Raw genomic sequence first — 11,203 nt, forward strand, 5'->3', positions numbered from 1 at the left:
ACATCAATTAAATCAATAGGTTTTGCCGAATATAATAGGGCCCATTAGATAAAGAGCCCCTATTGAGTGTCCGCACTGCTGTACGTTGAATACGCACGCGATGTAGCTGTATCCGCGAATCTCAGAACAGGTTCAAACCAAACACACCTTTTACATCAAACAGTACTTGTTCGGCTTTCTCACGTGAACGTTGGCTGCCTTGTTTGAGGATATCGACAAGCTGCGCTTTATCATCTAGGAACATGGCGCGTTTTTCTCGGATTGGTCGTAGCATTTCTTGTAAGCATTCTTCCAATACTTTCTTGGTAGTGCCGTCACCTAGCCCGCCACGACGATAATGTGCTTTTAGCTCTTCAACATAATCTTTATCGGTATGAAAAGCATCTAGGTAAGTGAACACGATGTTGCCTTCCACTTGGCCTGGGTCTTCGATGCGCAAGTGGTTTGGGTCTGTGTACATAGACTTCACAGCCGCTGAAATCTCTTTCTCTGTAGCCCCTAGATTAATCGCGTTACCCATGCTTTTCGACATCTTGTTTTTACCATCGGTACTAGGCAAACGCGGCGCGTCGCTGAGCAGCGGACGGCACTCCTTCAGAATCTCTTTTCCACCGAGATGGTTTATTTTTCTTACGATTTCGTTAGTTTGCTCAAGCATTGGCAATTGATCATCGCCGACAGGAACTAAGGTAGCGTGAAAGCCCGTTATATCTGCCGCTTGAGAGATTGGGTAAGTCAGAAACCCTGTCGGAATCGAACGTTCAAAGCCTTTATTTTGGATTTCGTTTTTTACCGTCGGGTTACGCTCTAACCGCGCAATTGAAACCAGATTGCTGTAGTACATAGTGAGTTCAGCAAGCGCTGGTACCTGAGATTGCAGACAGATGGTCGTTTGAGTCGGGTCGATGCCTACCGCAAGATAATCCGCCACCACGTTCAGAATATTAGAAGAGACCTTAGAAGGGTTGTGCGCGTTATCGGTTAACCCCTGCATGTCGGCAACTAAAATGGTTTGATCGTGCTGACTTTGTAGCGCAACACGTTGCTGTAATGAACCAACGTAATGGCCTAAATGCAAAGGGCCTGTAGCTCGATCGCCAGTAAGAATGATCTCACGTTGTTGAGTATTTAGTGTGGTGTTCATGACTTATCTCCGACTAAAAATAGATCGCTACTGGAGATAAAAAAGACAAGACACTCTTAGCTACCGTCCAGCAGCGTAAGAATGTAAGGATTCCGCGCCGCTCTAATTAGAGCGCCACCAGAAGAAGTTTGATGAAGGGGTAAATGTCGTTTTCATACTTTTTAAACTAACAAGGAGCAGAGCTAAAAACAACCCTACACCTTGCATAACTTGATTTTCCAGCTTTGATAGGTTCAACCAACACTGAATCAAATTTGGATATACATTGCGATGACCAGTGCAGCGCCAAACACGCTACCTGATACAAACGCAAACAATACCGCTCGGTTCTGTTTACTTTTCATCCGTGAATACCTTAGTTAGAACCAATTAATGGCTCCTAAAATAAAAATCGCGCCTAATCCAATTAGGCTAATTACAAACGCAATACTTCTTAGTATTTTTAAGTTGATGTAGTAAAACAGCATATGCAACACACGACCAGTCAAGTATACCCAAACTGCGATATTGAGCATATCAGCAGATGCACTAGATAGTAGTGCGAACATCACAAACAAGATGTAGATGCCAACACTCTCATTACTGTTATGTAGTGACCGTGACGCCCTAAATAGAAAGCTTTCATGATCTGCTTCTATGGGATGTCCCGGGGTATGCCTTTGGGCTAAACCCAATACGTCCAGAACAAGAAGCTGAACCAGAAAAACGAAACCAGTTAATCCGATTGCAACTATCGTCGGTGAGTAAGCAGTATCAAGCTCCATCTACATTCTCCATAAATCTACACTAAGTTTTGCTCTGTAGGCTCAAGGCAAGCGGACCGAAGTTAAATGCTGAATCGCTATATCTGCGAGCCATTTCAGAAAAACTGACGCTTATGGCTCCCTCCATCTCGAGATTTTTCGCTTTTGGTCACAGTAGTAAAACATCAAAGCAAAATGCCTAACCTATAACTAAACTTTTGGGACACTAACCCTTGTTAGGGAGCAAGAGATGAGCGACAAAAAACATCACTCCAAATGCCCTGTTATGCATGGAGCGAATACCAACCAACAAGCCAACGAGTTTAACTGGTGGCCGAAAATCCTCAACCTCGACATTCTTCATCAACACGATCATAAGACCGATCCAATGGGTGCGGACTTTAACTATGCCGACGCATTTAACTCACTCGATTTCGAGGAAGTGAAAAAAGACCTGAAAGATCTGATGACCGACAGCCAAGATTGGTGGCCAGCAGACTGGGGGCATTACGGTGGCTTAATGATACGTATGGCGTGGCACTCTGCAGGTACGTATCGAATTGCAGATGGTCGTGGTGGCGCAAGCCGAGGGAACCAGCGTTTTGCGCCACTCAACAGTTGGCCTGATAACGGCAACCTCGACAAAGCACGACGTCTACTGTGGCCAATCAAAAGAAAATACGGCAACAAGCTCTCTTGGGCCGATTTAATGATTCTTGCTGGCAACATGGCTTATGAATCGATGGGCTTTAAAACGTTCGGTTTTGCTGGCGGTCGTGAAGACATTTGGCACCCAGAAAAAGACATCTACTGGGGCGCAGAGAAAGAGTGGCTGCAGCCAAGCGGCGGCGAAAATAACCGTTACTCTGGCGAACGCGATCTTGAGAACCCACTCGCCGCGGTGATGATGGGCTTGATTTACGTGAACCCAGAAGGCGTCGATGGCAAACCAGACCCACTCAAAACCGCACACGACATGCGAGTCACCTTTGCGCGAATGGCAATGAACGATGAAGAAACTGTTGCGCTAACAGCTGGCGGCCATACTGTGGGTAAAGCTCATGGTAACGGCGATGCTTCGGTACTAGGACCAGAGCCTGAAGGCGCTGAGATTGAAGACCAAGGTTTTGGTTGGCTCAATAAGACCTCTCGTGGCATAGGGCGTGATACTGTCACCAGTGGCGTCGAAGGTGCATGGACTACTAACCCAACGAAGTGGGATAACGGATACTTCCACTTGCTATTCACCTACGATTGGGAAATCACCAAGAGCCCTGCAGGTGCCGCCCAGTGGGAACCATTAGACATCAAAGAAGAAGACATGCCAGTGGATGTAGAAGACGCTAGCATCCGTCACAATCCGATGATGACCGATGCGGATATGGCGCTTAAATATGACCCAGAATATCGCAAGATTGCGGAGCGCTTTCGTGACAACCCAAAAGAGTTCGAAGACTGCTTTGCTCGCGCTTGGTTCAAGCTAACGCACCGCGATTTAGGCCCTAAGTCTCGTTACCTTGGCCCCGATGTGCCAGCGGAGGATTTGATTTGGCAAGACCCGGTTCCACCTGTCTCTTACTATCTCTCTGAAGACAATATCGATGCGCTCAAAATGGCGATTCTCAATAGCGAATTGAGCATTGCCGAGTTGGTTTCCACAGCATGGGACAGCGCACGTACTTACCGTGGTTCTGACCGTCGCGGCGGGGCAAATGGCGCTCGTATTCGCCTTGCTCCACAAAAAGACTGGGTAGGTAACGAACCTGAAAGATTGCAGAAAGTACTCAATGTGCTGGATTCGATTCGCACTACGCACCACTCACCTATCAGCATGGCCGATATGATTGTACTCGGTAGTAGCGTAGGTATTGAGAAGGCCGCCTCCAATGCTGGAATGGATATCTCAGTACCATTTAGCCAAGGCCGTGGAGATGCTACCGATGCAATAACCGACGCCGATTCGTTCGATGTACTCGAGCCAATCCATGATGGATTCCGTAACTGGCTAAAATCCGATTACGTGGTCACCGCGGAGGAGCTTTTGCTTGAAAGAAGTCAATTGATGCAACTAACTGCGGTTGAGATGACAGTGCTTATCGGCGGTATGCGCGTACTGGGCACCAACTATGGCGGCACGAGCCAAGGCGTACTCACCGATAACGTCGGCGCGCTAACTAACGACTTCTTCGTCAACCTCACTGATATGAGTTACACCTGGCACCCAGTCGGTGATAACGAATACGAAATCCGCGAGCGCGCTTCTGGCCAAACAAGATGGACAGCGTCACGTGTGGATTTGGTGTTTGGTTCCAACTCGGTGCTCCGCTCTTATGCTGAGGTTTACGCTCAAGACGACAACAAAGAGAAGTTCGTACAAGATTTTGTTGCCGCGTGGGTGAAAGTGATGAACAACGACCGTTTTGATCTGTAATCGTAAAGTCTAGTCCAGAGCCCTCTTTTTGAGGGCTTTAACATTCTCCACACTATTCTTCCTCACTCTTTATGAGAGCCAATCAGCGCACTTTCATCAATAGTGCAAAAGTACATTTAACAAAAACAAAGCTCTATTTCTTTCGTCGCTCTCGATGCTCAAAAGGCGACGATGTGACAATGCCCAAAACAAATCAGACTTGCCTGCTATCTACCTATTCCCAGTTATGGCTTAATGTACTTATATCGAAAGACTTCAAGGTGCCGGATTCAGAGCGTTGCCATAAACTAGCACTCAAAAAAAGCAATGCAGTGTAATATCCAGCGAGCTCCAAATTGTTGGGAGCAACAAAGGGTAAATGACGCGCGCCCAAAGGATGAGGTTACTTGAGGATATAAAACAAAACTCTTTTCATTGCTGCGGATACACTCATGGATGCTGTTTTACATCAGTTGCAATTCTCGTTGTCGATCACTGGCCCCATCTGCTTAATGCTGGTATTGGGCGTTATCTTCAAACGCATTGGGCTTATCAACGACAACTTTATCGAAGTCGGTTCTAAACTGGTGTTTCAGGTCACGCTACCTGCGATGCTGTTTTTGAGTATCGTTGTCTCCGAACACGATTTCTCCGCAGCCAGTGGCTTTGTCAATTACGGCATTGTTGCCAGCATTTCGTTTTTCATCTTCACCTATATTTCCGTCAAACTGTTCTTCAAATCTTCGCCAGATCAAGGTGTTTTGATTCAAGGTGGCTTTCGCGCCAATACGGGCATCATTGGTATTGCGTATGTGGCGAATGCTTACGGTTCTCAAGGTGTGGCTCTGGCTGCGCTTTATGTCGCGGTAACGACCTTTATCTATAACGTGCAAGCGGTGGTTTGTTTGTCTCCCAAAGGGTCTACGTCAGGCTCTCAAGCCGCCAAACTGATGATGAGAACCTTAACCCGCAATCCGCTGATCATCTCGATTGTTTCTGGCATGGTGTTCTACCTGCTGTCTATCCCAGTCCCTGATGTCGCGATTGATGCGGGCAATTATCTGTCGAAGATGACGCTTCCCCTCGCCCTGTTATGTACTGGCGGTTCACTCGATTTAAGTTTGATGAAGAAAGAGAAAGGGCCGTCTTGGTTTGCCAGTAGCTACAAATTACTTGTTGCTCCTATTTTGATTACCACTGGGGCCTATTTAGTCGGCTTTAGAGGGATTGAGCTTGGCATTCTTTTCTTTATGAACGCCTCTCCCGTTGCGGCAGCAAGCTACGTTATGGCGCGCTCAATGGGAGGTAATTCTGTTTTGGCGGCGAACATCATCGCTCTAACAACCGTGCTTTCGACGGTGACTTGTACCATGGGGATTGTGATTCTGAAAGCGTATGGCTTAATCTAAACGCTCAAATGGATTGCTTTAAAAGGTTGAATGGAAGAAGCGGTGTGAGTGGCTAGAGAAGCATGAACAGCTAGAAAACCACGAATAACTAGAAAGATATCAATAGAGACAATAAAGCCTCAGCGAACTGAGGCTTTATGTTTGTACTTTTGGTCACTTACTGATTCGGCAATCCGCTAAGAAACTCTTGAAAGCTAGGTGCTCGCACACGGCTCAATACTTTTCTCATGTCTTCTATCAAGCTGTCGTCAGACCAATCAACACGAATATCAATCGGCGCTTGCGTGTAGCTCTCAATACGAAGGGAGGCAGAATACGTACCGCGCTTATCGCCGCCCGCTGCTAATGCCGCTTCTAACGCGTTAACCAACACTTCCGCCAGCGTTGCCTCGTAATCGTCACGATATTGAGGTTTGCCCCCCAGTTTCACTTGCTCTGCATTCAGCATCGTCTGAGCCATGAACGAATCAGCAAACGCCTCAATAACTGCGTTATTTTCTAGCATGTTGCCCGCAACCGCTACGTCTTGATACGCAAGAGAACCCACATACGCGATGTTCTCTTCGCCATTGATAAACGCCGCATGGCCGTGCTTATCCATCACCATGCATTGGCGCTTAGCAAACTCGGCATCACTCTCTTTCAGACGTTCAACAACGTCGTGGCAAGAAAGCTCTTGAGATAACCATCGATTGGCATTGTCTGCATACCAAGGGTTAGTAAACAAACCTTGGGTTGCACAGGCGCCAATCCCGCGCCAGCTGTGGTTTACGTAACCACCAACGGCAACGCCGCCAGTGGCTGTAATGGAAGCCGATAACCCCGTTTCAGGATTAACGTGAATAAGTGAAATCGTCATAGATTCTCGATATAAAAAAGATCTTAGTAGCCAACCATTTGTCCGATAAATAGCGCCAACCAACACAGTGCGTAAACAAACACCATGAATGGCATAATTGCTTTTAGCCACTGCTCGTAAGACACGCGACCTAGCGCCAACATCGCTAGCGTACCACCAGAAGTCGGTACAATAAGGTTGGTAAGACCATCACCCACTTGGAATGCCGTGATCATTAGCTGACGGCTCATACCAGTAAGGTCTGCTACAGGAATTAGGATTGGCATGGTCACCATTGCCTGACCAGAACCCGATGGCACGAATAGGTTGATCACACCTTGCACCACACTCGCGACAATCGCAGAGATAGCAATTGGCATATCTTGGATAAGTGAGCTTAACGCGTTAACGATGGTATCGATGATTTGTGCTTGGTCGAGGATGATTTGAATCGATGCAGCAACACCAATCACCAATGCGCCTGCGGTTACGCCCGATGCACCTTCCATCATTTGTTTCACGATGCCATTTGCACTTAAGCCGTTGACCGCGCCGATCACAATCGCCATCAATAAGAACAGACCTGCTATCTCGTTGATGTACCAACCGTTGGCAAATACACCGTAAAGCATCACACCCAGGCCTACTAGGAATACGCCTAGCGTCAGTTTGTCTTTCTTCTCTAGGTGGTATTCCGATAGATCTTTGCTTAAGCCTTCAGCTGAATCTGGCTCTTTAAACTCCATCTTCGCCACACGAGTACAGATGTAGTAAGACAGCAATGCAAGAGAAGCAATTACCATCGCTGCACGCAACCAAGCGCCTGAGAAAGTAGGCAGTTCAGCAATACCTTGAGCCACACCCACTGTGTAAGGGTTGATTGGTGACAGTGCAAAGCCCACACCGATACCGCCCACTGCCATTACCGTACCTACAAGACTTGAGTAACCAACGGCTGCAGAAATAAGAACTGCAACCGGAACAAGTGCGATGTTGTTCTCAAAGCCTACCGCCACGCCAAAGAAACCGTAAATAAAGGTGCCGATGGTGATGATCAGATTACGGTTCTTCACACCCGCTTTGTTTACCGCAACACCGATTGCGTTCTCTAGCGCACCAGTACGTTGCAAGATGTGGAACAAGCCACCCGCGATAAATACGATGAACAGGTAAGGCGCCGCGCTGATCAAACCTTTCGGAATCGCGACAAAAATATCAAAGAAATGCACCGCAGGCACATCACTTAGATAAGCAAATGAGTTAGGTACAACGGTAGTACGACCGTCCACCACAACACGTGAGAATTCCCCGGCAGGAACAACAAAGGTCAGTAGATACGTTGCCACCAAGATCATAAAGATCAGGACCATTGGGTCCGGCATGCTTTTATACCAAGCCTTCTTCTGTGTTGTCTCCATCTTCTTTGTCATATCCATAACAAAATCTCTCCTTAGTATAGGAATGAAAACCCATTGGTATGAGCCTTCACGTTCACAAGCTAAAACCAAGTCTTGGTTTTGAAAGTAAAAAAGAGGATGAATCCCCACCCTCTTTTGTGTTATTTCGCTTTTATTGGTGTTTCATCAGCATGCAGAAGTGGTTCAGCACCTCTACTGCGGCAACAAGATCTTGTTGCAAAATCGCCTCATCAGGATGGTGACTAACGCCACCAGTACAACGTATAAACAGCATCGCAATATCCGTCAGCTCACACACAGCCAGACCATCATGACCCGCGCCACTGAATAGGTGTTTGGTGTCAATGTTGGATAGCTCGATCGCTTGAGTCAGCGCCGCAGAAAGTGAATCCGAACAGGTTACGGCCGATTGCTCATAAGTTTGCTCGTGGCGATACGCGAGGTTGTACTGCGCCATCAAGGTTTCGATGTTCGCCAGCATTTCTTGTCGCGCAGCAATACGAGAAGCATCGTTTGGTGAACGCAGCTCAATGGTGATGTCCGTTTGCTGAGGAATCACATTCACACCGTTCGGGAAGTTGGCAATTTTGCCCACAACCCCCACTAGGTCGTCTTCACGTTTGCACAGTTGATCAAACATGTGGATGACCTGAGCTGCCCCGACTAACGCATCTTGACGCATGTCCATTGGCACTGTGCCTGCGTGTCCGGCTTTACCAACAATCGACAAGGTATGACGCTCAATCCCCGTGATGGCAGTAACCACTCCGACTGGCAGGTTCACTTGTTCAAGCTGCGGGCCTTGCTCAATGTGCAGTTCTACAAAACCAAGCACTTTATCTTTGTCGTAAGCGTCTTTTTCGATTTGCTCTGGTTGGCAACCAAAAGACGTCAATGCTTCACGCATGCTCACGCCATTGGCATCTTGTGCGTCCAACACACTTGGATCGAATGTGCCAGATATCGCTTTTGAACCGAGTAACGTCGATTGGAATCGGGTACCCTCTTCATCACTGAAGGCAATCACATCGATATTGAATGGGAACTCGAGTTTCTGCTGATGAAAATAGTGAATCAACGCAACCGGTAGAATCACACCCAAGATGCCATCGTATTTACCGCCATTTGGCACGGTGTCTTGGTGGGAGCCAAAAATCAGCGTCTGGGCATTTAGATTTGGGCTGTGGTAGCGACCAATAAGGTTTGCAGCATTGTCCATGCACACTTCCATACCAGACAGCAGCATCCACTCGCGCAGTTTTTCATTCGCTTTCGCGTGCTCTTCACTGGCACACAAGCGAGTAACACCTTCGCTATCTGGGTCTTGAGTTTGGCTGCATTGAGCAATGTCTTCCAACCATTCCCACGCTAGGCTGGCAGTTTCTACAAATTTTTCCATTTTGAATCGCTCTTTTTCTAACCATGTTCATTTTTAATTTATCATGATAAATATCAAACGAAAGACATTTATCATGATAAATGGGCTTTTTTGTGAGAGCGATTCGATCGATAATCGAATGGTTTCATAATCAGCAATGCACACTTTTTCCAAAAAAAGAAACGCAGAAAACAGGTGACATCCTTTGAATTTCCTTCAGAATTCAATAGGGTCTGTTAACCTTTCGTGCTGATTTAATCACTAAAGAAACAGACCCTAGATACCGCGAGAAAAACCAGCGAGGATAATGTGGCAAGCAGCGCAAAAGGACGTAGAACTCAACAACTGGCCGAATCGATCAAAGCGTGGATTGTCGATCAAGCTTTGCAACCTGGCGATCGTCTCCCAAGCGAAGTCGACGTGATGGAAACTTTTGATGCGTCAAAAAGCACGGTGCGTGAAAGCATGCGCATCTTAGAGGCACAAGGTATTCTCTCTACCAAGACCGGGCCAAAAGGCGGTGTGTTTGTGAGCGAAATGAGTGAAAACAAAGCTCAGGCACTGCTAAGCAACTACCTATTCTTTAAAGATGTTTCGATTTCTGACCTATACCAAATCCGCTTATCGCTAGAGCCAGAGATCGCCGCATCGTTGGCGGGCACATTGACTGATGAACAACTTGCTAGCCTCGATCAACAAATCGATAAGTACCAAACGCCACCAGAAGACGTGTATCAAGAACGCGAACACCACATTGCATCGATTGAGTTTCACAGCCTATTAGCGAGCTATTCTGGCAACGAGCTACTGAAGTTTGTGGTTCGTTTTACTGCTCAGATGCTTACCGAGCTGACGATTTATCGCAAGCTATATGAACCGGGTAACCACAAGCTGTGGCACACGGGCGTGCAAAGCCAACGTTCATTAGTGGAAGCATTACGTAAAGGTGACGCATCGAAAGCCAAGCAAATCATGGAACAGCACATGCTGACTGCACATCAATTAATGAAGAAGCAAGAAGCTGAAGTGGCGAACCGCTTCCTCACAGAAAGCTAATGGGCTCGCCATCATCTGAAATGAAGAATTAGGGATGGTTAGCTAAGGTCATTTTACGCACCAAACGGAAGAATTCGTTGGATTCCTCTTCCGTCAGACAAGAGAAAAAATCTTGCTTGAGGTTAGTCATGATGCGGTGCACTTTGCGTACCGCTTCTACCCCTTCTTTTGTGAGTGTTAGAATCTTTAATCTCTGATTGGTTTCGCTCTTAGAGACTTGTACAAAGCCACGCTTTTCTAAGTTGTCCACCATGCGTTTTGCGACACTTCGCTCTGTTAGTACCGCATCCGCCAATTCTTGCTGACTCATCGGTTGAAACTCTTCCAACGCGGCCAAGGCACTCGCCATTTCCAACGTCATCAAGTTCTGACGCGATAGCTCTGCTTGTGCACGATTACGGAATGTTCGGTGCATCACACCACACACAAACATTGGGCTTTGATCCAACACGGATATCGGAGAAATCTTCTGATCTTTCATATTGCCTGTTCTACTTTCGGCTTTGTTTTCAATTGGATAATCTGGTGCTTGCAAGAGATTCCCGACTGCGCTCCTTCGTCGCTTTCGGGAATGACGAGAAACATAACCGAGAGAGCAACACCCCGTCATTCCGACGAGCCTAAGCGAGATCAGGAATCTAATTGCCGCACGCTCTTGGCTCAATATTTCTCATCAAGCCACAATACTCGGTAAGCAGATTCTGAATCACACTCGTCCCTCGCTATTCAGAATGACGAGAAACATAACCGAGAGAGCAACATCCCGTCATTCCGACGAGCCTAAGCGAGATCAGGAATCTAATGCCG

9 protein-coding genes are annotated in these 11,203 nt (G+C 47.1%); 3 read left to right on the forward strand and 6 right to left on the reverse strand.

All coding sequences use genetic code 11. The annotated features are described in order from the left end of the window. Positions 1-121: 121 nt before the first annotated feature. Positions 122-1,144 (reverse strand): tryptophan--tRNA ligase, encoded by a 1,023-nt coding sequence (gene trpS / locus B853_RS09370; protein ID WP_038885089.1) that lies wholly within the window; start codon positions 1,142-1,144, stop codon positions 122-124. A 359-nt stretch (positions 1,145-1,503) separates the two neighbouring features. Beyond that, positions 1,504-1,908: an MAPEG family protein gene (locus B853_RS09375; RefSeq protein WP_038885092.1), complete on the reverse strand. Its 405-nt coding sequence runs from the start codon at positions 1,906-1,908 to the stop codon at positions 1,504-1,506. A 229-nt stretch (positions 1,909-2,137) separates the two neighbouring features. Between B853_RS09375 and katG the strand changes: the two genes are divergently transcribed. After that, on the forward strand, positions 2,138-4,318 hold the full coding sequence (gene katG, locus B853_RS09380; RefSeq protein ID WP_038885093.1) for a catalase/peroxidase HPI: 2,181 nt from the start codon (positions 2,138-2,140) through the stop codon (positions 4,316-4,318). Between the two features lie 431 nt (positions 4,319-4,749). Continuing rightward, positions 4,750-5,706 carry an AEC family transporter gene (locus B853_RS09385; RefSeq protein WP_038885095.1) on the forward strand — a complete coding sequence of 319 codons (957 nt, stop codon included), beginning with the start codon at positions 4,750-4,752 and terminating at the stop codon, positions 5,704-5,706. 157 nt (positions 5,707-5,863) lie between these two features. On the opposite strand, the gene B853_RS09390 is transcribed toward B853_RS09385, so the two are convergent. From B853_RS09390 to B853_RS09400, 3 genes are all read right to left on the reverse strand, one after another. Beyond that, a complete protein-coding gene (locus B853_RS09390; RefSeq protein ID WP_038885097.1) occupies positions 5,864-6,565 on the reverse strand; it encodes a DUF1028 domain-containing protein in 702 nt (233 codons plus the stop codon). Between the two features lie 23 nt (positions 6,566-6,588). Beyond that, positions 6,589-7,980 carry a YfcC family protein gene (locus B853_RS09395; RefSeq protein ID WP_038885098.1) on the reverse strand — a complete coding sequence of 464 codons (1,392 nt, stop codon included), beginning with the start codon at positions 7,978-7,980 and terminating at the stop codon, positions 6,589-6,591. A 133-nt stretch (positions 7,981-8,113) separates the two neighbouring features. After that, complete coding sequence (locus B853_RS09400; protein ID WP_038885099.1) at positions 8,114-9,361, reverse strand: M20 family metallo-hydrolase; 1,248 nt, start codon at positions 9,359-9,361, stop codon at positions 8,114-8,116. 288 nt (positions 9,362-9,649) lie between these two features. Between B853_RS09400 and B853_RS09405 the strand changes: the two genes are divergently transcribed. Then, positions 9,650-10,396: a FadR/GntR family transcriptional regulator gene (locus B853_RS09405; protein WP_038885100.1), complete on the forward strand. Its 747-nt coding sequence runs from the start codon at positions 9,650-9,652 to the stop codon at positions 10,394-10,396. Between the two features lie 28 nt (positions 10,397-10,424). Here B853_RS09405 and B853_RS09410 read toward each other — a convergent pair whose 3' ends face one another. Continuing rightward, positions 10,425-10,877 carry a MarR family winged helix-turn-helix transcriptional regulator gene (locus B853_RS09410; RefSeq protein WP_038885113.1) on the reverse strand — a complete coding sequence of 151 codons (453 nt, stop codon included), beginning with the start codon at positions 10,875-10,877 and terminating at the stop codon, positions 10,425-10,427. Positions 10,878-11,203 lie beyond the last annotated feature (326 nt).

It is taken from the genome of Vibrio rotiferianus CAIM 577 = LMG 21460 (genome assembly GCF_002741985.1).
Classification (GTDB): domain Bacteria; phylum Pseudomonadota; class Gammaproteobacteria; order Enterobacterales; family Vibrionaceae; genus Vibrio; species Vibrio rotiferianus.